A 23,797-nucleotide genomic window follows, 5' to 3' on the forward strand; every position below is an offset into this window, starting at 1 on the left:
TTAAAGAGCCCCTTTTTTGATTATATAGAATGTATTTAACTTAAGCTTTCAGTCACCACTGGTTTGGTATTTCGTCTTGCGACTAAGTAAGCGATACAACCCCAAAAGGCAGTGAGTGCCCAAAGCGCGGTCCAATATGGCACGACTTGCTGCCATGTTGCGCCCATTTGGTTGAGTGCCAAAAAGCCTTTGATTGCCCATGTACTTGGGCTTAAGTCTGCAAACCACAATAGAGGTGCAGGGATCGATTCAACAGGCCAAATAAAGCCAGCTAAAAAGATCAATGGCATCGAGCTCACCAGAACCACAAGCGTTACTAGTTCACGCCTTGGTAACAAGTATCCAAGCCATAAGCCTAGACCACAGCAGCCAAGTAAGAATGGTAACAACAAAGTCAGCAGTTCACAGGCGTTCGCAATGTGATTGACGTTCAAGCGCTCGAAACTATAACCGAAGTAATAGGCACTCAATAAGTAGTAAATAGCGACAAAAATGATCGTTCTAGCGAGTAATAGTGAACCAGTCGCCGCTTGTGACCAGTAGCCGCGGCCATGGCGTTGCGTACCCGTTTGCAAACCTACTGCCATGATTAATGTTTGTTGAAGAATCAACACAAAAACAGCCGGTACAACATACTCAATGTAACCCATCGTCGGGTTGAACGTTGGCTTCATGTTCAGCTTAATGGCCGAGTAGTTGTGGCTTGCCATGCTTAACGGGACACCATCAATCAGCATTTTGCTTACTTTAACTTGCGCTCCAAGCGTGCCAGCTGCTTGTGCTAGCCCTTCCACAACGGTGCCATAAACGAGAAAGTAAGAGGCATCTGCCGCATAGGCCAACGTTGGACTTTTGCCTAGCATTACGTCTTTATAGAAATGTTCCGGAATGACCATGAATCCGGTTATCTCTCGGTTCATGAAAGCTTGCTTGGCATCTGCGATGGTATACAAACGGGTGACAACTTTGACTTGCGGAGTGGCATCCACCATTCGTTCAAGCTTCAAACTGGTTTGGCTGCCGTCCAAGTTCACAATGGCGATAGGTTGCTCGCGTGGTGTTTGCTGTGCGTAGGGGAGAGGGTACAAAAACGAATAAAATACCACGCCACCAAAAACAGTAAGTACCACAACAGGGTTCGTTAGTACGGATCGCAGTTCCGCTTTGAGCAATTGCAGAAATGTCATATCAGCTCCTGTTTGCGGTCACTTGATGAAGTGTCTTCAAGCAATGCGGCATTTCGATGTTTTGCAAATAACATAGCCGTGATGAGTAGCGGAATAACATAACCAACCATTGGCCATAATGAGGCAATGGATTGAGCAGCACTCGCACCATAGTTAGCTTGATCGACCTGAACTTCGATGTAGTGAGTGATCGGCAGCAGGCTTCGCCATGCGTGTGCTAGGGCGTTCATGTCTGATACCGGAAAGGTAATTCCCATGAACGCAAAGCTCGGTGCAGTAAACGCACCTGCAAAGCTCATTGCTCTTGCTGGATCCATTGATAGGAAGAAGAACAAAGTCCCCATGATAATACAAGCGATCACCGTGACAAGCTGAGCGAGTAGCATGACCAAGTAACTCCCCTCCATTGGCCAATCTAATATCATGTAAAACCAAATTAAGAACAGGGCTCCTTGGACCATAAAAACGGGCACATATTGACTTAAAATCTTGCACAACCGAGCCAATGGATGGGCACCTAAGAACTCGAAACGGTGTTTTCCGTTGCCATAGAGTCGAAAATGCGCAGCAAGAATCAAAATGGTGCCAACCACAATACCGATTTGCCAAATCGCAGGCACAATCGCGGTGACCAAAAATTGGGCGTAGTTGGTGTTGCGGTTGAACAATGCCGTGATTTGTGTCGATATAGGAACGGCTTGGCCAACGGCAGCAAGTGTTGTGGTGTTGCCTTTTGCAAGATTGGCCATGGTCTCTATTTGAGCATCAAAATAGCCTTGAGATTGAGCAACGGCAGAGTTAATCAACTTCGCAACTAAGATGTATTGGCTATTGAAAAACACCGATAACTGAGGCTGCCGATGCATCAGAATATCTTGATCGAAATTGGGTGGGATCACCGCATAGGCGTAAATATCGCCCTCAATCATGGCATTCTTTGCTTCCGTTGTGCTGGTGTAGTGATAATCCACTGATAGCGTAGGTGAGGCATCGAGGGAATAGATCATCTTACGTGACAGTTGTGAGTGCTCTAGGTCCACCACGCCAATAGGTAGGTCTCGAGCGATACCCGCAGAAAAGACTCCCCAAATGGAAAGGGCTAATAAGATTGGCATCCAAGTTAGGCACGATAGTAACCACTTATCGCGTCTTAGGATTTGCCATTGTGAGATTTGAATTGTCATCGTTCTCAGCCTGCGTTGTTACAGTTCAACCACAACACTCATGCCCATTCGCAGTTCAGGTTCTGGCTGAGTAGGACGAGCTTCTACTTCAAACGTTCGAAGATCAAAACCTTTCGATGCATCGGTTGCGCGCCACGTAGCAAAATCACCCATCACTGCAACATGCGACACTTTAAATTCGATGTCTTTGTCTAGCGCAGGAAGATACGCTTTGAATGTGGTGCCTTTGGTGAAGTGTTTAAGCAAGTCTTCACGTACATTCAGTGTTGCCCAAGCGTCTTGCATATCAATAACGGTGACAACAGGAAAACCTTGCGGTGCCAGCTCGCCGCTTTGTAGCAACAGTTGTGAAACTTCGCCATTAAACCAACTAAATATTTTGGTGTCTTTGGCGTATGCTTCTACCTCTGCAACCGCACCTGCGGCCATTTTGGCTTTTGCTGCAGCGGCAACTTTAGTTTCACTGCGAGCCCCTTCTTTGGCCATCTCATACATTTGGAACGCCGCACTTTCGGTGTATTTTGCTGCTTGATATTGGGTCAGTGCTTCATCACGTTTTTGTTCTGCAACCACACCATCTTTGTATAGGTTATTTACGCGTTGGTAGGTTTTTTCCATCAAATTTGCAGCGGCTTTCGCTTTTAACCATTGATCTTTTGCCGCTTGAACTTGCTGCTCGCGAGCCCCTTTCTCTGCTTCTAGCGCGAGTGCTCCTGCGGCTTTTTCTCCCGCTTTGGCTTGTTCGAGTTTCGCTTCAATCTCAGGGCTAAGAAGCGTAAATATGAGCTGACCTTTTTCTACTTCATCACCTTTGCGCACCAATACATCATCAATACGTCCCGGAACTTTTGACGAAATGCTGTATTGCTGTGCTTCAATTAAACCCTGCAATCGAGCCGGCTCTGGTTGGTAAGCTTGGTAAAATTGATAACCGACCCAAGACGCAATACCCAAAGCACAAAGTGATAATAAAGCGGGTTTGATAGATTTTGTTGCCATGACTTAATTTGCCTCTTTGGATGTCGGTTTTGGTATGTAAGCGGTATGTTGATACTGTGCGAAGCTGTTCATTTCGCTGCTTAGAGCGAGGAGTTTGGTTAGCGAGATTAAATAGCGAAAGCGTGCCGCAGATTGTTGCGTTTCGACGCTTGCAACATAGAGCTGTGCATCGACGACATCGAGTGATGACGACAAGCCTTGTGTGAACGCTTTTTCACGTAATCGCAGGTTCTCGTTTGCCAACGCAATGCTAGACTCAAGGCCTTGTACTTCGTCGATCGCTTGCTGAGCCTCCAAATACGTTTTTTGTACCAATAACGATAAGTCTTGCTTGGCTTGTGACTTCAATGCATCAACCTGTGTCACCATACTTTGAGCAGCTTTCACTTTTTCACTTCGTCCAGTGGATTCAATCAGCGGGATATTTACACCGACACCCACCATCCAATCAGGCTTCATCTGACTTGCGAGAGAATCGTCTTCGTACAAACTGTAGTCACCGTAAAGATAAACTTCTGGGTAGTATTTGCCTTTTTCTGCTTTGATCAAACTGGATGCTTGCTTGTGTTTTGCATCGAGCAAATCCAACCCAGGGTAGGTGAGCAGAGTTTGGTCCACAAATGCACTCAGTGGCGGAAGACGGTCGTTGATAAAAAGTGATTCAGACGGTTCAACGGATTCGTTTTGAGCAAGAATGGTACCCAGTGCTGCTTGAGCGATGGTTAAATCACTGGCTGCTTTACGTGTTTCCACTTTTGCTTTATCGAGGGATGCATCGGCTTGAAGACGTTCAACACGGGCGATTTGACCTTGCTCTTCCATTTTCACTGCAAAGTTACGATGCTTGGTTAGGCCTTTTTCAACCGCTTGGCGAGTCGCTAACACTTCTTTAGCGAGTACCACGGAGAAGTAGTATTTAGACAGATCTTCAAAGCGCGCTTGTTGTTCCATCGCGAGCTGACTTTTTGCTTCGTCCGTTTTACCTTGAGCGGCCGCTTGCGCTGCGTTGATGCGTCCACCAGTGAAAATAGGCCAAATAGCACGAATAGAAGAAGTGAAAATGTCACGTTCTGTAATCGTGGAGGTGGCGTTAAGAAATGGGGGGATCGCGATGTGCGCACCTGTGCTATCAAGAACTTGTTGAGCAGATAGCGTTACGTCAGTGTCTAAACGGGTGTAATTCGCACCGATACTGACTTGAGGTAGATTAAGATTGCCTGTCGCGTCCTGTTGGTATTGGTAACTTTCCACATTGGCACGTTGCGCTTTTAGAGAATAGTTGTTCTCTAGTAGCAAGTTCCACGCATTATCAAAAGTGATAGGGGCCGAGTGGCAGGCAAAAGAAATGGAACTGCTGAACAGGCCTAGTACCCATAACTTTCCGGTTGATTTCATAGTGGTTACTTATATTAGAGTAATAACTCTAATATAAAGCATATATGACAAATAGTTAAGTAATTATAGCAAAGAATTGTTGATAAATTGTTGCGCTCAGTCCGTTTAGGTCGAACTGAGCACAGAGTTTGAGCGAGTTACTTGATATATGGGCAGTGAAATTCTGCTCTCCATTCAAGCTGACGGGAACCTCGCATTGTATTCAGCAAGTCTTTACCAGTCATCTGTGGGAACGAAAGCAGCACCTTTAAATCTGATGGGCTTGTGTCGTTCTTTTCGTAAGCTCTGACGTGAGTAAACGTTGAATACATATTTTGTGACAGCATGGCCTTACTTAGGCAAATTCCAAATGTATCGCGTTCCATATTTTGGTGTTCCTTCTAACTATAAAAAGCACCTCTGTTTATCGCTATTTCCTTAGCAGATGGTGTCCAAGTGGTTTCCCACGATCAGTCAATGCATATTATTAGTATAGGTACATTTTCTGACATCATCGTTGAGCGTGATAAATAGACTTCCATTTTTGCTGCGTTATTATGCGAAACTCTATTGGTTTCTTGATGGAAAATTATACAGCGCAAAAACTCAAAATGCCTCAAAAAGAACTAAATCTGGCGTGATTAAAATCAAGGTTTTGATTGGATTTTCATCAAATATTATCGAGTAATAAATAGGCTTCATATGACCAGAGTAAACGTTTGCCTAGTTTATAGATTAAGTCATCGAGACTTTCTTATCCCGAGTTGAGCTTAAGTAGAATGCGATTCGATTGTTTATTCAGCAAACTAGGGCATTTACTTTAATTGCTTTGAGTCTACGTAAACTTGGTTTTTTATTAAAATACAAATATTTAATAAGAAAATTGTAAATTATTTAAACGTTTGCACTACCAAGTGTTGATGTAAATCAAATAGTCGTAGACAATACTGCCCCGTGTCGGACTTCTCCTCCGCAGAGCGCAAGGTTGTGCTCTAAAGACATAAACGTTCCGAATAACTTTAAAACGTTGGATTTAACGCTATGTTTAAGTCAAACCGTTGTGTTGTTGTGTTTAAGTCAAACAACTTGTGTTTAAGTCAAACAATAAAGATATTTGGGACCATAGGCTTTACCTATCAACGTAATAGGTAAGAGCAGCTTTCTATTGTTAGGTGTCATTGATAGGGTTGGCTCAATCCTTTAGCCGTATCCAGGCACACAATAAGTACCTCGTTTTTAAGGGAAAGATGATGGTAATACCAGAAAACAGCAGCATCGTTATTTTTGGTGCTTCAGGTGACCTTACATACCGTAAGTTAATTCCTGCTTTATATCACCTGTATGCGAATAAGCAGCTTCCAAGTAACTTCGCCATTTTAGGGGTAAGTCGCACTGAATACAGTGATCTTTCTTACCGCGAAAAGCTAAAAAAATCGCTTCAAGAAATGGAGAAAACGGAGCCTGAAACGCTTAATGCATTTATCAATCATCTGCATTACCAAGCAATCAATACTTCTGACACACCAGATTACAGCAAGTTGGCAACTCGCTTAGACCAACTTGCAGACGAATACCAGTTCGAACAACGTAATACGCTTTTCTATCTTGCGACGCCACCAAGCCTATACAGCGTGATCCCTGCAAGCCTTGCAGCTCACGGCCTGAATAGTGAGGATGACGGTTGGAAACGTCTGATCATCGAAAAACCATTCGGTTATGATCTTGAGTCAGCTCGTACTCTAGATAAAGACATCCATGAGCACTTCCAAGAGCATCAAATCTACCGTATCGATCATTACTTAGGTAAAGAGACGGTACAGAACCTACTTGTTCTTCGTTTCTCTAACGCGATGTTTGAGCCACTATGGAACCGTAACTTCATTGACTATGTGGAAATCACAGGCGCGGAATTCTTAGGCGTAGAAGAGCGTGGCGGTTACTACGATGGTTCAGGTGCAGTGCGCGACATGTTCCAAAACCACTTGCTGCAAGTTCTAGCAATGGTGGGGATGGAGCCACCAGCACAAATTAACGCGGATTCTATGCGTGATGAAGTCGTCAAAGTGCTGCAATGCCTTAAACCTCTGGATGAAGATGCGCTGCGTAACGACCTAGTGTTGGGACAGTACACGGCATCTGAAGTTCGTGGCCAGCAACTTCCGGGTTACCGTGAAGAAAACGGCGTAGCAGACGATTCTCGTACCGAGACTTATATCGGCCTGAAAGCATACATCAACAACTGGCGTTGGAATGGCGTGCCTTTCTACGTACGTACAGGTAAGCGTCTACCGACTCGCGTGACAGAAGTGGTTATCCACTTTAAACAGACACCACACCCAGTGTTTGGTCAAAACGCACCAGAGAACAAGCTGATTATTCGTATTCAGCCAGACGAAGGCATCCAAATGAGCTTTGGTCTGAAAGAGCCGGGCGCAGGCTTTAAAGCGAAGGAAGTGAAAATGAACTTCCACTACGCTGACTTGCAAGAAACCCAAATGCTGACGGCTTATGAGCGTTTACTTCTTGATGCGCTAAACGGTGATGCAACGCTATTTGCTCGTAGCGATGCGGTTGAAGCGTGTTGGAAATACGTGCAACCAATTCTAGATTTCAAGCAAGACCCACAAGCGCTATTCGGATACGCATGTGGTACATGGGGACCAAAAGAAGCGGACGATTTGCTACAACGAGCTAACCGCGCATGGCGCTTCCCTTGTAAAAACCTAACAGATACGGACTACTGCGAACTATGATCAACCATAAGATCTACCAAACAGCAGAGCAGGTAGTAGAAAGCCTTGCTAACGACATGAAAGCGTTTAGCGAAATGGGCCGACCTGTTCACATCTCTCTTTCTGGCGGCAGCACACCTAAAATGCTGTTTAAGCTATTGGCAACAGAAGCTTACGCGACGTCAATTCAGTGGCAAAACCTACACTTCTGGTGGGGTGATGAGCGCTGCGTTGCGCCTGATGATGCAGAAAGCAACTTTGGCGAAGCGAATGTGCTTTTGTTTAGCCAAGTAAGCATTCCTGCTGAGAACATCCACCGTATTCGTGGTGAAGACGAACCAGAAGCCGAAGCACAGCGCTTTGCGAAAGAGATGAGCGATGTGATTCCAACTGAAAATGGCACTCCTGTGTTTGATTGGATCTTGCTTGGTGTTGGTGCAGACGGTCATACCGCATCGCTGTTCCCGGGTCAGACAAACTACGGTGATGAGAACCTATCAGTATTGGCTTCTCATCCTGAGTCTGGTCAAATTCGCGTATCAAAAACGGCACGTGTATTAGAAGCAGCGAAGCGAATTAGTTACTTGGTACTTGGTGCTGGTAAAGCGGACATTGTTGAAGAAATCAACAGTTCACCAGCGCAAGACCTTCCATATCCGGCAGCGAAGATCCAAGCGAAAGCAGGCCTGACGGAATGGTATTTAGATTTAGACGCTGCGGCAAAAATCGCTTAGTGCGGTCGCGGGTCGAAGAAAAGACAATTGGAGAGAAACAATGAAAGGTGATATCGGTGTAATCGGCCTTGCTGTAATGGGTCAAAACCTTATCCTAAACATGAACGACCACGGCTTTAAAGTTGTGGCTCATAACCGTACTGCTGCGAAAGTAGATGAGTTTCTGGAAGGCCCAGCGAAAGGCACAAACATCATCGGTGCATACTCTCTAGAAGAACTCGTAGAGAAGCTTGAAACCCCACGTAAAGTGATGCTTATGGTTCGTGCAGGTGACGTTGTTGACACGTTCATTGACAACCTAATTCCGCTTCTAGACGAAGGCGACATCATCATCGATGGCGGTAACACTAACTACCCAGATACAAACCGTCGCGTAGCACATTGCCGTGAGAAAGGCATTCACTTCATCGGCACTGGTGTATCTGGTGGTGAAGAAGGTGCACGTTTTGGTCCTTCAATCATGCCTGGCGGCGCTGCTGAAGCTTGGGAAGCGGTTAAGCCAATTTTCCAAGGTATCTCTGCAAAAACTGATGCTGGTGAGCCATGTTGTGACTGGGTTGGTAACGACGGTGCTGGTCACTTCGTTAAGATGGTTCACAACGGCATCGAATACGGCGACATGCAGCTTATCACTGAAGCTTACCAGTTCATGAAAGACGGTCTTGGTATGTCTGCAGACGAGATGCAAGCAGTATTCGCTGATTGGAACAAAACTGAGCTAGACAGCTACCTTGTTGAAATCACTGCTGACATCCTTGGCTACAAAGATGAAGACGGCGAGCCTCTAGTTGAGAAGATCCTAGACACAGCTGGCCAAAAAGGTACAGGTAAATGGACAGGTATCAACGCACTAGACCTAGGTATTCCACTAACGCTTATCTCTGAGTCTGTATTCTCTCGTTGCCTATCTGCACTAAAAGACCAACGTGTTGAAGCTGAGTCTCTATTCGGTAAGACAATCACTCCAGTTGAAGGCGACAAGCAAGAGTGGGTTGATGCACTACGTCAAGCGCTACTAGCTTCTAAGATCATCTCTTACGCTCAAGGCTTCATGCTAATGCGCGAAGCGTCTAACGAAAACGGTTGGGACCTAAACTACGGCAACGTAGCACTAATGTGGCGCGGTGGTTGTATCATCCGTTCTGCGTTCCTAGGCAATATCCGTGATGCGTACGAAGCGAACCCAGACATCGCGTTCCTAGGTTCTGATGAGTACTTCAAAAACATCCTACAAGGCAGCCTAGCAGCATGGCGTAAAGTAGCAGCGAAATCTCTAGAGTCTGGCATCCCAATGCCATGTACGATCTCTGCGCTATCTTTCCTAGACGGTTACACAACAGCTCGTCTACCTGCGAACCTGCTTCAAGCTCAACGTGACTACTTCGGTGCTCACACTTACGAGCGTATTGATCGTCCACGTGGTGAGTTCTTCCACACAAACTGGACGGGTACAGGCGGTAACACAGCGTCGACCACTTACGACGTTTAATTTGCCGTTCGTCAACGGATAAACCCAAAAGGATGCTCAAGTGGCATCCTTTTTGTTTTTCGTCAAGCAAAAGTCAAAGAGCACTTAGGCACTCTTTTCTCTCGTGTTACCTTTGAAGTGGTGACCGAACTTATCATTCAAATATAGAATTGCACTGACAAACAAAGCCACAACAGACACAGTAAAGAGGGCATGCATATCTAAAACCCAAGCAAATGTGGCTGTAAGAAAGGCAATAAAAGAAAACATCCTGCTGAATGACATGATACGACCAAGTTTAGTACTTTTCATAACGCCTCCCAGAGCTTAGTGGGTAGTAATTGGAGCTTTCACTCCGCAATTGAATTGTCTCTTTTTTGTCCAAAAGATACCCAAAAAGTGAGCTAAATATTTCTCAAAAAAGGTTAAATATTGACCTGTTAGACAGTTTTTTGATGATGTGATGATGTGATGATGTGATGATGTGATGGTGTGAATTTGGTTGCATAAATGTAGCTTGGTCATTTTTGATGGTCGCGAAAATCAAAATTGATTTCTAGTTTTAGCTAAAGTGAATGTATCCCAACTGATAAAGCAGGAATCTCCTATGTTAAAGACTCAACTAAAACGAGTTGTATTGCTTACAAGCCTATTAGTTTCATCATCTGTGATGGCGGCAACGAGCAATTACAATACCGATATTCCATCTAGCATCATGACCCCCAACAAAGTAGAAACCAGCATTGGTACTTTGAACTTTAAAGATGGCGTACCAAGTGAGCAAACCATGGATGTGCTTTACGATAACTTAGACACGATGCGTGCGACAGAAGTGTTTATGAATGCCATTCCAATGGCATCGCTAGAAGCTTTGCGAATCGGGCATGAAAAAATGGGTCTGACTGAGTCTAACCAAGTGATGCTGTTTGATCAGTTGATGGATTCCAATCCGCTATTTTTAACGGGTAACACGGACACGGTTTATGCGTCGGCGTTCTTAGATCTTGAGCGTGATGGCCCAACGGTGGTAGAAATTCCACCCGGTATGGGACCGACAACCGTGAATGATGCATTTTTCCGCTTTGTGACAGACATGGGCGTTGTCGGTCCAGATAAAGGCGAGGGGGGCAAGTATCTGATTTTGCCACCAAACTATAAGGGAGAAGTACCGGAGGGATACCATGTTTCGCAATCGAAGAGTTATGTTAACTGGTTTATTGCTCGTGGGTTTCTGAAAGATGGCAAGACTGATGCGGCTGTCAATGCATACCATACAGGATTGAAGATCTATCCACTGTCAAAGAAAGGCGATCAGCCTAAGATGGAGTTTGTCTCAGGAAGTGGTAAAGCATTCAATACCATCCACGCCAATGATGAGCATTTTTACGATGAGATCAAAATCGTCATCGATAAAGAGCCGATTGAGTTTATTGATCCAGAAATGCGAGGTTTGATAGCGACGATTGGTATACAAAAAGGAAAACCGTTTAATCCCGATGAGCGCATGCAAAAGATTTTAGCTGATGGCGCTGCCATTGGTAATGCAACTGCTCGTGCACTGATGTTTAATCCTCGTACTGAAAACGCCTACATTTGGGATGATCGCAACTGGAAGACTGCGTTCATTGGTAATGATTATCAATGGTTGATCGATGAGGGTAACGGCGGGCGCAACCTAGATGCGCGAACCTATTTCTTCTATATGGCGACGGTTAATACGCCTGCAATGGCACTTAAAATGGTAGGTAAAGGTTCTAAGTATGCGATTGTCGATAAAACGGTGAAAGGCGATTACTTTGATGGCGGAAAAAATTACAAGCTGACGATTCCTGCTAATGTGCCAGCTAAGAACTTCTGGTCAGTGGTGGCGTATGACACTCAAACGCGTTCTGAGCTACAAACAAGCCAGCCATTTCCGAGTAAGAACGATAAACGTGATGATATGATGGTAAACCCAGATGGTTCGATCGATTTGTACTTTGGTCCTGAGGCTCCGAAAGGCAAAGAAGCAAACTGGATTCAAACGGTACCGAATAAAGGTTGGTTTACTATCTTACGTTTATACGGGCCACTAGAACCTTGGTACGACGGTTCTTGGAAACCAAGTGACATCACTGAAATAAAATAAGCCATTTAAATCAGCCGGTCTTCGATAGACCGGCTTTTTAATTGCATTTCGGTGGCTAGTTTTAGGCGGAATTGCAAAAGGTAGAAGTAAAAAATAAAAAGAGTCAGTTTGCTTGGAGAAGTGCTTGTTTTATAAAGGTCTCTACTTGAGCAATGATAGGGTGTTGATAGAAAGCGCGGTGATACTGTATGCCCACATCAAACAGCATCGGTTTCGCTTCAAATTTCAACGGAATTCGGCTAACACTTTCTGGTATCAATGCATCTTCTATGTACATCCCCACAAACACATATGGGCTGACTCTGACACAGTCGAGCGCAGCTGTCATGGAAGAAACCGTGAGTTTTTGTTCTAGTTTTACACCGGTCATCTTCCGAACTCGTTCATAATAAGCGCTGACATCAAGTGACCCCATTGATACGCGAACGGTTTCTAAGTTTTCCATCTCTTCTAGTTCTAAATCTGCTTGTCCACTGAGAGGGTGATGTTTGTTTACGTATGCATAGAGTGGTACTGAGCTGATCTTACACTCGACCATCCTTTCATTGAGCACATTCGGGAAACCACCAATACCAATGGCGACGGTGCCTCGTTTTGGGTTTTCAATATTTTCAATCGACCAATCAATAAAAGCGATTTTAGGTTTTTGCTCTTCAGTGGTTAGGGCTGTGACTAACGGAATGGTCAGCATACTTGATAACGGGTTAATGATACTGAACATGTATTCGGTTGTGTGTGGGTCCGCATTAAAGCTTTTGGCTAATTGAGGAACTTGCTCTAACTGTTCTAATGGCTCGCAGATCGCTTGGCAAAGTTGTTGGCAAAAAAGCGTTGGTGTATACGCGCCTTTTTCTGCGTTGAAAAGCTCATTGTCAAAGCGCTGTCGGCATTCTGCTAGATAGCGCGTAAATGTCGCTTTGCTGATATCTAGGGTGTGACACACTTTGGCTTGTGACTTTTGCTGAATCAACAAGTGAAGAAAGCGATACAAATTTAAATCAATGGTATTTTTCACGTCATCGGTGCCTTTAAGTGTTGAGCGTTAAGTATTAACTGGTCTCCTCCTTGGTTCCAATAAAATTTTAAACAAATTTTTCTTTTGTGACATGCAGTTAGCGAGTAATTGGGTTTGGTCGCACTTGTGATATTGAAAATAAGATTACGTAAAAGATGAAAAAGAGTGTTAGGTAAGCCTTTGATCTCCTCCTATAATTAGCGACATACGGAGGATGTTTGAATGATGAACATCCCTTATTTTTTGAAGCCTACAAACAAGGATTCAACGAGAGTTGATGTTGTTTACGTTTACCAAGAAGGTATTTTACGATAATTAATTGAGGTTCATACGATGACTCTTAACAAGTACTTTGTTTTTATTCCAGCAGATTTGGATCAGGAAACTCACAAGGAACAGGAAGTGATATCAGAGTTGGAAACTCAACGTCAGGCATTAGTAAAACAGGCGCAGCAACAAGGCGGACTGTAATACCATTCGTAGTAAATAATGGTCAATCTAGTTTGTTTTAACGCTCGAACACTCAGTTTACTTATTGTGGTTTACTTACTGTGATTGGCATAAGGCTAGATTCAAAATAAGAAGAGCACCGAATGTGGTGCTCTTTTTGATCGTTCAAAACTCATCTTTTTATTTTTTCAATTCTCACATGTTGTCTTTCAAGCATCGTTACTTGAGTACGCCAAGACTTTTTAGTTTGCGATAAATGGTGTTACGGCTCAAACCCAACATACGGGAGGTTTTGCTGATATTGCCTTGGTTCGCTTGATAGGTTTTTACTAACTTGTCTTCTACGGTGGAACGCATATCTTGTTCGCGCTGTACATCAACCGTTCCTGATGGGATAGATTGACTGAGCTTCCTCGCGAGATGGCTTGGTACATGACTCAGCGTAAGTTTTGCTTCATCCTGTGCCATTAAAGCAGACACTTTAATCAAGCTGTCCAATTCCCTTAAATTGCCCGGCCAAGCATAGTTCATAAGAAGGGACAATAGGTGAGGGCAGATCACTTGATCCGATTGTGCGTGGCGGCGGTGTATATTTTCAATCAGGGCTTGTTTATCGCTGCGTTCTTTAAAGCGAGGTAACTCAACGATAAGACCGTTGATCCTATAATACAGATCTTGACGAAACTCACCCTGCATAATGAGTTGCTCTAAGTCTTTGTGTGTGGCTGCGATGATTTGAGTGTCAACTTGAATGGTTTGGTTGGAACCCACGGGCAACACGGTCTTATCTTGCAGAACATGCAACAATCGACTTTGGGCCTCAAGTGGTAGGTCGGCGATTTCATCTAAAAATAAGACGCCGTTGTGTGCTTGCCGAATTTTACCCTGATAACCTTTAGGGTTGGCTCCGGTGAACGCGCCTGCTACGTAACCAAACAGTTCTGATTCGACCAAATCTTTCGGCAAGGCTCCACAGTTAACTGAGACTAAAGGCTCGCTTTTTCTCTCACTGTTTTGATGTAAAGCCTTAACGAATTCGTTTTTACCCACGCCCGTTTCGCCCAAAATCAGTAGGCTAATGTCTTTATCGATAACTCGGTTTGCTTGTTGCCAACAATGTTCAACATTCGCATCACCGTAATGGAGATCGTTTGATGCGGCGATGGTTCGGACTGTTTTTCTCTTCGTTTGTCCGTTTGACAATGGCTGAGTCTTAAAAACGAATGCTTGAGTGCTCGTTGTATTGTCCAAGATGGCGTCGAGTGATTGTCCAACCACATTATTTTGGTCGAGAAGCTGCGAAGCTACTTGGTTGTGAGCAAGAATTTGTCCCTCTTCATTCGCAATGATAATGCCTTGCCAACCGCTATTGAGTAAACTTTGCTCACAGGCGAGATCGACTCGAATATGACCTTTCGGTATTTGGTTCAGAAGTTGATTTTCGATCTGCTGCACCATGTTTTGAACCAACACTTGAGTGGAGAAATCATGCTTTTTCTGTTCACTCGTGATATCGAGAACTCCCATCAGATTGCCTAAATGATCGAAGATAGGACTGGCAGAGCAGCTAATAAAACGGTGCTGCTGAATAAAGTGTTGATCGCCAATCACAGAGACCGGTTTTTCTTCAAATAATGCGGTGCCGATGGCATTCGTTCCTTTCAGCTTTTCTTGCCAGCACGCCCCTGAACTAAGAGCGATCTCAGTCAGTTTTTCACGAAATTTTGGTTGGCCCCAACTGCCAATGATAACGCCATCCGCATCGGTTAGGATCAGTCGACTGTCACTGTGAGCGAACAGTTGGTTGAATAAAGGTAATGCAAAATGCTTAACCGTATCAATGAGGAAGTGAAGCTGGTGGCGCCTATCTTGCAAAAATGCTGAAGTGACACGAATGTCTTCTGGTCTACGACGCTGTTTTAAACCGGCTTGCTCACTTCGATTCCATGAAGTAGAAAGCCAGTTGCTGTTGGTAATGTGTTGAAGTTCCATGACTGTACCATTTTGTCACAGTGAGGGTGTGCCATTTTTGAACACTTGAACACTCGTATTCTCACGACACATAGGCTCGAGCATCACTCACTTAGATTGTTATCGCTCAGTAATCATAGTTTTACATTTAATTAACAACAAGCCATAAGTTGTTGGCATGTGATTTGAGTAATGCACTTTCAGAGTGGAACACTCAAATGTTTAAAACAAACAATGAACGAGAACAAAAGGAAGAGTTATGATCTATGCACAGCCAGGTAGTGAGAATGCCATTGTTAATTTTAAAACGCATTACGATAACTACATCGGTGGCGAATGGGTAAAACCGACCAGTGGCGAATATTTTGATAATACGTCCCCAATTAATGGCCAGTCGTATTGTAAAGTGGCTCGTTCATCTGAAGCGGACATTAACCTTGCATTGGATGCCGCTCACAATGTAAGAGCGCAGTGGGCAAAAACCAGTGTTACTGAGCGTGCAAACATTCTACTGAAAATTGCAGACCGAATTGAACAAAACCTCGAAGAGCTCGCGGTGGCGGAAACTTGGGAAAACGGCAAGCCCGTTCGCGAAACCCTCGCGGCAGATTTACCTTTGGTTGTGGATCATTTCCGCTATTTTGCTGGCTGTATCCGTGCGCAAGAGGGCAGCGCTGCAGAGCTTGATGAGCATACCGCGAGTTATCATTTCCCAGAACCTATCGGCGTGGTTGGCCAGATCATACCTTGGAACTTCCCAATGCTGATGGCGGCATGGAAACTTGCGCCTGCGTTGGCCGCTGGTTGTTGTGTAGTACTTAAACCTGCGGAACAAACACCTACGTCGATTTTGGTTCTCATGGAAAAAATTGGCGATCTTCTGCCCGCAGGCGTGGTGAACGTGGTCAATGGTTTTGGTTCCGAGGCTGGGCAAGCACTGGCAACCAGTAACCGAATCGCCAAGTTGGCATTCACCGGATCAACGGAAGTCGGTAACCACATCCTGAAGTGTGCGGCTGAAAGTTTGATTCCGTCGACGGTAGAGTTAGGTGGTAAGTCGCCAAATATCTATTTCCCGGATGTGTTTGATCACGAAGATGAGTACCTAGATAAGTGTATTGAGGGCACATTGCTTGCGTTCTTTAACCAAGGCGAAGTGTGTACTTGTCCGTCTCGTGTCTTGGTGCATGAAGCGGTCTATGACAAATTTATTGCTAAAGTTGCCGATCGCGCGAAAACCATCAAGCAGGGCAATCCGTTAGATACCGATACTCAAGTTGGCGCACAGGCCTCGCAAGAGCAGTTCGACAAGATTCTTAGTTATTTAGAAATTGGTCGTCAAGAGGGAGCGAAAGTGGTGTTTGGTGGCGACGTTGCCAAACAAGAAAACGATTTGGAGCAAGGTTACTACATTCAGCCAACCTTGTTAGAGGGTAATAACAAGATGCGCGTTTTCCAAGAAGAGATATTTGGACCAGTAATCGCGGTCACAACCTTTAAAGATGAAGCCGAGGCGCTCGCGATTGCGAATGACACGGAATATGGTTTAGGGGCAGGTGTGTGGACGCGCGATCAAAATCTAGCTTATCGCATGGGGCGCAACATTGAAGCAGGCCGTATTTGGATCAACTGTTACCACGCTTATCCTGCACATGCTGCATTTGGTGGCTATAAGAAGTCTGGTATCGGTCGAGAGACTCATAAAATGATGCTCGATCACTATCAAAATACCAAGAACTTGTTGATCAGCTATGACGTTAACCCGCTCGGATTTTTCTAACACCGCACATTTTTAAAATAACAAGAAAAAGTAGTAAAGCAAAGCCCCGATTTTTCGGGGTTTTTTGCTTTAATGGTCATCTAAAAACTCACGTTTTTTCCACACCTCGACTGATAACTTAGCGCCAAGCTAACCGTTAGTCTTTGTTTTATTAACGCCTAAATAAACATCAAGAACTTTGCGTTTACATCAGTGGTGGCGCAGGAATAGAACCGTGCACAAGTTGTCGTTGGTTCATCAGATTTTGAGATAACTAAATGAAAAAAAGAACCTCATTAATTCCGTTACTTTTCTTGTCGAGCTTGGCCTACGGCGAGAGTGACTACAGTGACTACGTGGTTGGTCAATTGGTCCCGGAGAAAAGTGTGGTGATAAAAAGTGAAGTGGCAGGTGTGGTTGATTATTACCGTTATGATAACGGTGACGGGGTCACACTTGGTCAAGAATTGCTGTCCTTGTCATCTGGCGAATACTCATTGAATGTTGAGTTAGCCCGCAATGAGCTGGAAGTCAGTCGAGCGGAATTAGATATTCAGGAAAAGCAGTTAAAGCGCTATGAATCATTGCTAAAGAGCAAAGGTGTATCGGCCAGCGACGTGGACAACCAGATCCGCGTAACGAACATTGGCCGAGCTCAGTTCAATGTGAGCAATACTCAATACAAGATTGCTGCGAGAAAATTAGACAAAGCAACCCCTGATGCGCCTTTTGATGGCGTGATCATTAATCGTGCAGTTGAGTTAGGTCAGTTTATCTCGGTTGGCGATCCACTCTTTACCATTGCAGACATGGATAGGTTGAAAGTTCGTTTCCATCTTTTAGAAATGGACTTCAACAAGTTCAGCAAAGGAGAAAAAGTCAAAGTTGAGATCCCATCGGTTGAGCAGATCTTGGATGGTACCGTGACGTTACTTTCTCCTGCTTTTCAAAATGCTGAGCCGGGCTTTTTAGTGGAAGTTACGGTAGATAACGGTGCAGGAAAACTCAATCCTGGCATGGAATCTTATGTGTATTTTAATGATGAGGAGATAATGTGAACGGCATTCTAGATATACTCTCTCATCGCAAATTCGCCGCGAAAGTGCTAACAATTTTGATCATCAGTATCGGTGCTTGGACGGCGTATAACCTACCGTTGGCTGAAAAGCCACGGTTTGACTTAGGCAAAGGAAACATTGTTACGGTTTATCCCGGAGCAAGCGCAAAAGACATCGAGAGCAATATTACGAGTAAGATCGAAAAAGAGCTGCTTTCTATTTCTGGTTTAAAAGAATTTACCTCTACGTCAGAAACTGGCGTGTCAAACATCAGTGTGGTGTTAGACAGCAACGTTTCAGACCCAAATGCGGTCTATCAAGATGTTCGAGATGCCTTGGCAAGAGTCTCTGACCTTCCCTCCGGCGTTACGGATGCGCCTACGCTGTCTATCAAGAAATCATACAGTCTTGATTTTATGGTAGTGGGTATCTCCGGTGATGTTGGTTACAAATCGTTAAGAGCAAAAGCCAAAGACCTAGAACTCGCTTTGCGACGAGTAGAGGGCATTGGAGAGGTTTATACCGTCGATTTACGTACTCCTGAGTTTCTTATTCAGATCGAACCTATATCATTAAGACGCTACGGATTGACTCTTGATCAAGTCGCGACACTGATTGCGGAGCGCAACACTTTGATAAGTGGTGGTAGGCTCGAAACACTGAAAAATAACCCAGAATTGATGACTTCAGCAGAGCTAGATAGTCTAGATGAACTTCGAGAAATGTTTATCTCATTTAGCCCAACTATCCAGTTGAAAGATGTCACCGGCGTGATTGAAGATGGTTTCGAAAAAGGCGAAGTATACGGCTCAATCAATGGTAATAAGAGCATCCTATTTGATCTTCGGACCAACGAAACTGCGGACGTGATCAGCACCTCGAATGCAGTAAAGGCACTACTAGAGAAGCAACAAAAGTTATTGGGTAATGAATATAAGGTCGAAATAGGCTCTGACCTTTCAGAGGATATCCAAGAGAAAGCCCGTATTGTCAAAGATAATGGTTTGGTTGGACTTGGATTGGTGCTGATTACGTTGGCGTTGTTTTTAGATCGACGTATTGCATTTTGGGTCGCTGTTTCCATCCCACTGTGTATTTTCGGTACGCTTGCTCTTCTTCCTGCATTCGGCCAGATTCTGGATGTCTTTACCTTGTCTGCGCTGATTCTTATCGTCGGGATCATTGTGGATGATGCCGTCGTTGTAAGCGATAAGATCGTGGCCTTGGTGGAAGAGGGATACCCTGTAGAAACAGCGGTAAAGGAAGGCGTAAAGAGTGTTTTTCCAGCGGTGATGGCAAGCATACTATCAACGATGATTGCGTTCGTTCCGTTGCTGTTTTTACCGGGCAACAGTGGCAAACTGGTTTATGTCATTCCTTTAACCGTTATCATCGCGTTGTGTTTTTCATTTATTGATGCACTATTTTTTATCCCTGCGCATTTGAAAGGCATTTTGAACAAGCAAGTGCAAGTTCAAAAGAAAGCGGTATTGAACCTACGTGTATTTAATCGAGTAATCGAGTATGTGATTCGACGCAGCAAAATTGCACTTCCTGTTATTACGGTGGTGATCCTAAGCTTAGGCTTAATTTCGTATCAGAGTTTGAGCTACTTATTCTTCCCAACAGATGGCGCTTATTTGATTGAAGTGAGCGCGGAATCTAATCCTGAACTGAATTTAGATGATGTTTGGGCAGAGACACAAAAGTTAGAAGCTCTGATCAAAAGTACCGCTGAAGTAAATTATTGGTATGGTGAAGTAAGCTCGCCAAACAGTTACTGGGTGATTTCGCTGACACCACCAAACCGTCGAACAAGAACCGCTGAGCAGATCGTTGAGGAGTGGGAAGAAAAAGCTTCGCAAATCACAGGGCTTGCTCAGATTGAGTTTGATATTGATGGTGGTGGCCCCCCCGTTGGTCGCCCTGTTGAGCTGCGCGTAGTCGGAGGTACGGACGCTGGGCGCGAAAACCTAGCCAATGATTTGACGGCTTATATTGAATCATTGGAGGGTACGAGTCGTGTCCGCCGTGATTTGAATGCACCCGCACCTCAGATACAAGCGGAGCTGCAACACCAATGGTTAAAGTATTATGGCATCAGTGCAAACAAGATCGGAGATATCATTAAGTTTGCTATTGATGGACAAAGAGTAACTCGTATCTTTAATGGTGAAGAAGAAGTTTACTTTCGTGTGGCGTTAGAAGACGACGATAAATCTCTTAGAGAGCTCGGCAATATTTTGGTTCGGTCTGGTAATGATGAACTTGTGCCACTGAGTAAATTGGTGCGTTGGAAGAACGCCGACGGTGAAGCTCAAATTAAGCACTTTAATGGTGAACGTGTGATCCGCGTGTCTTCTGGTGTGGATGCTGCTATCACGGATCCTGTGGCGGTTTTTACATCGGTACAAGATGCCTTTGCCAATAAAGAGTATGGCGGGGCCTCTATAGTTGCAACCGGACAGATTCTTGAAACACAAGAAGCGCAACAGGGGTTCATTGCTGCGATAAGTGTTGCGTTTATCGGTATCGCTTTACTGTTGATTCTCTTATTTGATCGACTGCGTGAAACTTTGATTGTTCTCAGTGTAATTCCATTCGGTATTGCAGGCGCTTTGTTTATTTTGTTTATTCACCATCAGGTGTTAAGTTTTTTCTCGATTATCGGCATGATTGCTTTGATCGGCATAATGGTGAACAACAGCTTGGTCTTAATATGGCATTTTAAAGAGCATGAAGCAGAATGTAACGACAGCAATATTTTGGCGTTTGTGATTCGTGGAACGCTAAGTAGGGTAAGGCCGATAACACTCACGACGATCACAACCGTTGCAGGCTTGATTCCATTGGCCTATGGGTTAGGAGGATACGATAACTACATGTCTCCGGTGGCGCTTGTTGTTGGATGGGGATGTGTGATTTCTATGATCGTGACCCTGACGGTTATTCCGTCTATCTACTTATGGACGTATCGTCAGCAACAAAAAAGACCAAAAGCAGTCAATGCGGATAACCTGAATGAAGCATGGGGGCTTAAGTAATAAACAATTATTATTCGTCCATTCAAAATAAGCACCGCTATTCAAAATGATCTAGTGCCCGCAGCAAGTATCTGTGGGCTTTTACTTTTGAACTAGTGTGAAGTGAAGCGCTGTTCATAAATACTTACTGATCAGTATCTTCTCGTTCGCTTGATTCTATTCAAGATGTGATCTTTAACGTTATCAGTTTGTTAATGCTTGCTATAATTACGTGGCTATAAACAAAGGAAATAAGGACGTTCAATGTTAAAACTCAAGCATATTGCTGTTGCGGCTTCCCTTGCTGCTCTTAGTACAAGTTTTTCCGTTTCTGCAAAAGATACGTTCGTCACCATTGGTACGGGCGGTGTAACTGGAGTGTATTACCCAACGGGTGGTGCAATTTGTCGCCTAGTAAACAAATCACGAGCTGATCACGGTATCCGTTGTTCTGTCGAGAGTACGGGTGGTTCTATTTATAACATCAATACGATTCGCGCTGGTGAGCTAGATTTGGGTATCGCTCAGTCTGACTGGCAGTATCATGCTTACAACGGCACGAGCAAATTTGAAGATAACGGGCCTTTTAAAGGGCTTCGTGCTGTATTCTCTGTACACCCAGAACCGTTTACTGTAGTGGCTCGTAAAGATGCCGACATCAAGACATTTGATGATTTAAAAGGCAAACGTGTAAACATCGGCAACCCTGGTTCAGGTCAGCGCGGCACAATGGAAGTGCTGATGAAAGAGTACGGTTGGACGAATGATGATTTCAAATTGGTATCAGAATTAAAAGCATCAGAGCAATCGAAAGCTCTGTGTGATAACAAAATTGACGCAATGATCTACACCGTTGGGCACCCGAGTGGTGCAATCAAAGAAGCAACCACCTCGTGTGACAGTGAAATCGTCACCGTTGCTGGGCCGAAAGTAGATAAGTTAGTTGAAGATAACAGCTTCTACCGTGTTGCTAGTGTGCCTGGAGGAATGTACCGAGGATCTCCAGAAGATGTTCAAACATTTGGTGTCGGTGCTACCTTTGTCTCATCAACGGAAGTGCCGGATGAAGTGGTCTACAACGTGGTGAAAGCGGTATTTGAAAACTTTGATGACTTCCGCCGTCTACACCCTGCATTTGCAAACTTGAAGAAAGAAGAAATGGTGAAAGATGGTCTTTCTGCGCCTCTTCATCCTGGTGCAGAGAAATACTATAAAGAAGTGGGCCTGATTAAATAATCACGCTTTCAACGAATAAAAAACGCCATCGTATTTTGCGATGGCGTTTTTGTTGTTTGTATTGTCTGAACTTAGGCATTAGGCATAGACGTCAATAAAGAAGTAAATCGTAATAATCGTCGATGATAGTGCGACAAACGCTTTTACATGAAGAGGGTTTAATTGCCGAGAGACACGGGCCGCTAAGTAGCCACCTACTAAAGTACCAGCCATTACAACGCTGCCCTTGGTCCAATCAATTGAGCCATTGGCGACGAAGATGACGATAGCGATAAGGGATACACAGGTAGAAACCAATAGTTTAAGCCCATTCATTAGATTGATGTCTTGATGGCCAGCTACGACTAAATAACTCAATACAATGACACCTAATCCAGCATTAAAGAACCCACCATATGCTGACACCCCAACGAGCAGTAAACTGAGAGCAACAATCCCTAGAATCCCCGCATGTTTAGAACCTTTCGTCAGTGATTTGATGGCATGCGTCATGTGTGAGCCGGTTAAAAAAAGGACGGTAGCGAACAAAAGCAGCCAAGGAATGGCTTCGAGGAAAACGGATTCTGGCGTGTTAAGTAAGAGGTAAGCACCAATCGCGCCACCAATCAAACTGAACGAGATAGTGAACATCAGTTCTTGTTTGTTTTTTAGGATTTCCTCTCGAAAACCGATAGCCCCACTTATGTATCCTGCACAAGAAGCATAAGTATTAGTCGCATTTGCTATGATTGGCGGAACACCAACAGCCATAAGCGCTGGAAACGTAATAAAGCTACCACCACCAGCGACCGAGTTCATGATTCCTCCTACAACCCCAGCAGCAAACAAGAGTGCAAATTCAAGTAGCATAAACGTCCTTTTCTTATTTTAACTTTGAGACTTGTTATCGTTTTTGTTAACACTACGCAACTCCGATAAAGAAATAAAGTAGCGTTTAGTCAAAGAGCTAGGGTCATTTGTCGTTTTTGCTATACGTGGTTTCATTTTAGGTAGTGATGTTGCGAGCCGTTATGGCCCATCTAATGGTAGGCATTTTTCGTCGGTATTTTTTAGCAGGTATAGGCTTTGTAACCTCTGGTTTTGTGACGATGCTACGTTTTTCATTAACATCAAATGTTTAAGTACCACTTGTTTTGTTACCAAGGTTGATAAGTTAGCAATCTCGACAATACTGTTAGATAAAGAGCACTAATTTTCAGCACCTTAGTTGTTTACTCATCCCTAAAATAATCACAATTCTAATGCCATGGAGGGTAAAAGACGGTGAAATTTGAAGCTGTAACATCACACAAGTTTTCTATTCGATTTACCGTTGGAAGTTTATTCATCTTTGCCACCACCGTGACAGCATTGCTTGGGATCGGCATGCAGTACTATTTCAGTAAGCAAATGGCGGAAGAAAACGTTCTTACTCGTTTGAGCATGACCGCCGCTGAAGTCAGTAGTTATATTCATCAAATCGATATCAATGCAACCAGT

Annotated in this window: 19 protein-coding genes; 9 read left to right on the forward strand and 10 right to left on the reverse strand. The window is 44.2% G+C overall.

Annotation, left to right across the window (positions count from 1 at the left end):
• Positions 1-35 precede the first annotated feature (35 nt).
• From KHN78_RS13945 to KHN78_RS13965, 5 genes are all read right to left on the reverse strand, one after another.
• The gene (locus tag KHN78_RS13945; RefSeq protein WP_211916491.1) at positions 36-1,187 is read right to left on the reverse strand and encodes an ABC transporter permease; all 1,152 of its coding nucleotides are present in this window, start codon (positions 1,185-1,187) and stop codon (positions 36-38) included.
• Positions 1,184-2,371, reverse strand: coding sequence for an ABC transporter permease (locus KHN78_RS13950; protein WP_211916492.1), 1,188 nt, complete (start codon positions 2,369-2,371; stop codon positions 1,184-1,186). Before KHN78_RS13950 ends, KHN78_RS13945 begins: the two co-directional genes overlap by 4 nt.
• Positions 2,372-2,389: 18 nt before the next feature.
• Positions 2,390-3,370 (reverse strand): HlyD family secretion protein, encoded by a 981-nt coding sequence (locus KHN78_RS13955; protein ID WP_211916493.1) that lies wholly within the window; start codon positions 3,368-3,370, stop codon positions 2,390-2,392.
• Positions 3,371-3,373: 3 nt separating this feature from the next.
• Positions 3,374-4,765, reverse strand: a complete 1,392-nt coding sequence (locus tag KHN78_RS13960; protein ID WP_211916494.1) for a TolC family protein — start codon at positions 4,763-4,765, stop codon at positions 3,374-3,376.
• A gap of 137 nt (positions 4,766-4,902) precedes the next feature.
• Positions 4,903-5,130 (reverse strand): hypothetical protein, encoded by a 228-nt coding sequence (locus KHN78_RS13965; RefSeq protein ID WP_211916495.1) that lies wholly within the window; start codon positions 5,128-5,130, stop codon positions 4,903-4,905.
• Between the two features lie 864 nt (positions 5,131-5,994).
• Between KHN78_RS13965 and zwf the strand changes: the two genes are divergently transcribed.
• From zwf to gnd, 3 genes are read left to right on the forward strand one after another with little or no spacing between them, the layout of a single operon-like run.
• A complete protein-coding gene (zwf, locus tag KHN78_RS13970) occupies positions 5,995-7,497 on the forward strand; it encodes a glucose-6-phosphate dehydrogenase (RefSeq protein ID WP_164837246.1) in 1,503 nt (500 codons plus the stop codon).
• Positions 7,494-8,210 (forward strand): 6-phosphogluconolactonase, encoded by a 717-nt coding sequence (gene pgl, locus KHN78_RS13975; RefSeq protein WP_211916496.1) that lies wholly within the window; start codon positions 7,494-7,496, stop codon positions 8,208-8,210. The genes zwf and pgl overlap by 4 nt, the downstream gene beginning before the upstream one ends.
• A gap of 40 nt (positions 8,211-8,250) precedes the next feature.
• Entirely contained in the window at positions 8,251-9,699 is a 1,449-nt protein-coding gene (gnd, locus tag KHN78_RS13980; RefSeq protein ID WP_041060011.1) for a decarboxylating NADP(+)-dependent phosphogluconate dehydrogenase, read from the forward strand.
• A gap of 84 nt (positions 9,700-9,783) precedes the next feature.
• On the opposite strand, the gene KHN78_RS13985 is transcribed toward gnd, so the two are convergent.
• Positions 9,784-9,990, reverse strand: coding sequence for a hypothetical protein (locus KHN78_RS13985; protein WP_128810806.1), 207 nt, complete (start codon positions 9,988-9,990; stop codon positions 9,784-9,786).
• A gap of 295 nt (positions 9,991-10,285) precedes the next feature.
• Here KHN78_RS13985 and KHN78_RS13990 point away from each other — a divergent pair, with 295 nt between their 5' ends.
• Positions 10,286-11,806, forward strand: a complete 1,521-nt coding sequence (locus KHN78_RS13990; protein WP_211916497.1) for a DUF1254 domain-containing protein — start codon at positions 10,286-10,288, stop codon at positions 11,804-11,806.
• Between the two features lie 103 nt (positions 11,807-11,909).
• Here the strand turns inward: KHN78_RS13990 and KHN78_RS13995 are convergent, their stop codons facing one another.
• On the reverse strand, positions 11,910-12,821 hold the full coding sequence (locus tag KHN78_RS13995) for a LysR family transcriptional regulator (RefSeq protein ID WP_211916498.1): 912 nt from the start codon (positions 12,819-12,821) through the stop codon (positions 11,910-11,912).
• A gap of 333 nt (positions 12,822-13,154) precedes the next feature.
• Between KHN78_RS13995 and KHN78_RS14000 the strand changes: the two genes are divergently transcribed.
• Positions 13,155-13,292 carry a hypothetical protein gene (locus tag KHN78_RS14000; RefSeq protein WP_211916499.1) on the forward strand — a complete coding sequence of 46 codons (138 nt, stop codon included), beginning with the start codon at positions 13,155-13,157 and terminating at the stop codon, positions 13,290-13,292.
• A gap of 198 nt (positions 13,293-13,490) precedes the next feature.
• Here the strand turns inward: KHN78_RS14000 and KHN78_RS14005 are convergent, their stop codons facing one another.
• The gene (locus KHN78_RS14005) at positions 13,491-15,263 is read right to left on the reverse strand and encodes a sigma-54-dependent Fis family transcriptional regulator (RefSeq protein ID WP_211916500.1); all 1,773 of its coding nucleotides are present in this window, start codon (positions 15,261-15,263) and stop codon (positions 13,491-13,493) included.
• Between the two features lie 238 nt (positions 15,264-15,501).
• Here KHN78_RS14005 and KHN78_RS14010 point away from each other — a divergent pair, with 238 nt between their 5' ends.
• The 4 genes from KHN78_RS14010 (at position 15,502) to KHN78_RS14025 (ending at position 22,318) form a co-directional block, all read left to right on the forward strand.
• Complete coding sequence (locus tag KHN78_RS14010; RefSeq protein WP_211916501.1) at positions 15,502-17,022, forward strand: aldehyde dehydrogenase family protein; 1,521 nt, start codon at positions 15,502-15,504, stop codon at positions 17,020-17,022.
• Positions 17,023-17,279: 257 nt separating this feature from the next.
• Positions 17,280-18,059, forward strand: coding sequence for an efflux RND transporter periplasmic adaptor subunit (locus tag KHN78_RS14015; protein WP_211916502.1), 780 nt, complete (start codon positions 17,280-17,282; stop codon positions 18,057-18,059).
• Positions 18,056-21,103, forward strand: a complete 3,048-nt coding sequence (locus tag KHN78_RS14020; RefSeq protein WP_211916503.1) for an efflux RND transporter permease subunit — start codon at positions 18,056-18,058, stop codon at positions 21,101-21,103. The genes KHN78_RS14015 and KHN78_RS14020 overlap by 4 nt, the downstream gene beginning before the upstream one ends.
• 243 nt (positions 21,104-21,346) lie before the next feature.
• Positions 21,347-22,318, forward strand: coding sequence for a TAXI family TRAP transporter solute-binding subunit (locus KHN78_RS14025; protein ID WP_211916504.1), 972 nt, complete (start codon positions 21,347-21,349; stop codon positions 22,316-22,318).
• Positions 22,319-22,396: 78 nt separating this feature from the next.
• On the opposite strand, the gene KHN78_RS14030 is transcribed toward KHN78_RS14025, so the two are convergent.
• Together KHN78_RS14030 and KHN78_RS21845 are read right to left on the reverse strand one after the other, a co-directional pair.
• Complete coding sequence (locus tag KHN78_RS14030) at positions 22,397-23,167, reverse strand: sulfite exporter TauE/SafE family protein (protein ID WP_211916505.1); 771 nt, start codon at positions 23,165-23,167, stop codon at positions 22,397-22,399.
• A 471-nt stretch (positions 23,168-23,638) separates the two neighbouring features.
• The gene (locus tag KHN78_RS21845; RefSeq protein WP_263422522.1) at positions 23,639-23,773 is read right to left on the reverse strand and encodes a hypothetical protein; all 135 of its coding nucleotides are present in this window, start codon (positions 23,771-23,773) and stop codon (positions 23,639-23,641) included.
• Between the last annotated feature and the right edge of the window lie 24 nt (positions 23,774-23,797).

This window comes from Vibrio sp. B1REV9, assembly GCF_905175395.2.
GTDB lineage: Bacteria > Pseudomonadota > Gammaproteobacteria > Enterobacterales > Vibrionaceae > Vibrio > Vibrio alfacsensis.

Coding starts and splice junctions, on each gene's coding strand:
- KHN78_RS14015 (WP_211916502.1), top strand. CDS start 17,280: ATGAAAAAAAGAACCTCATTAATTCCGTTACTTTTCTTGTCGAGCTTG.
- KHN78_RS14000 (WP_211916499.1), top strand. CDS start 13,155: ATGACTCTTAACAAGTACTTTGTTTTTATTCCAGCAGATTTGGATCAG.
- pgl (WP_211916496.1), top strand. CDS start 7,494: ATGATCAACCATAAGATCTACCAAACAGCAGAGCAGGTAGTAGAAAGC.
- KHN78_RS13990 (WP_211916497.1), top strand. CDS start 10,286: ATGTTAAAGACTCAACTAAAACGAGTTGTATTGCTTACAAGCCTATTA.
- gnd (WP_041060011.1), top strand. CDS start 8,251: ATGAAAGGTGATATCGGTGTAATCGGCCTTGCTGTAATGGGTCAAAAC.
- KHN78_RS14025 (WP_211916504.1), top strand. CDS start 21,347: ATGTTAAAACTCAAGCATATTGCTGTTGCGGCTTCCCTTGCTGCTCTT.
- KHN78_RS21845 (WP_263422522.1), bottom strand. CDS start 23,773: ATGAATATAACTACTGACTTCAGCGGCGGTCATGCTCAAACGAGTAAG.
- zwf (WP_164837246.1), top strand. CDS start 5,995: ATGGTAATACCAGAAAACAGCAGCATCGTTATTTTTGGTGCTTCAGGT.
- KHN78_RS13955 (WP_211916493.1), bottom strand. CDS start 3,370: ATGGCAACAAAATCTATCAAACCCGCTTTATTATCACTTTGTGCTTTG.
- KHN78_RS13985 (WP_128810806.1), bottom strand. CDS start 9,990: ATGAAAAGTACTAAACTTGGTCGTATCATGTCATTCAGCAGGATGTTT.
- KHN78_RS14030 (WP_211916505.1), bottom strand. CDS start 23,167: ATGCTACTTGAATTTGCACTCTTGTTTGCTGCTGGGGTTGTAGGAGGA.
- KHN78_RS13950 (WP_211916492.1), bottom strand. CDS start 2,371: ATGACAATTCAAATCTCACAATGGCAAATCCTAAGACGCGATAAGTGG.
- KHN78_RS13945 (WP_211916491.1), bottom strand. CDS start 1,187: ATGACATTTCTGCAATTGCTCAAAGCGGAACTGCGATCCGTACTAACG.
- KHN78_RS13965 (WP_211916495.1), bottom strand. CDS start 5,130: ATGGAACGCGATACATTTGGAATTTGCCTAAGTAAGGCCATGCTGTCA.
- KHN78_RS14010 (WP_211916501.1), top strand. CDS start 15,502: ATGATCTATGCACAGCCAGGTAGTGAGAATGCCATTGTTAATTTTAAA.
- KHN78_RS14005 (WP_211916500.1), bottom strand. CDS start 15,263: ATGGAACTTCAACACATTACCAACAGCAACTGGCTTTCTACTTCATGG.
- KHN78_RS13960 (WP_211916494.1), bottom strand. CDS start 4,765: ATGAAATCAACCGGAAAGTTATGGGTACTAGGCCTGTTCAGCAGTTCC.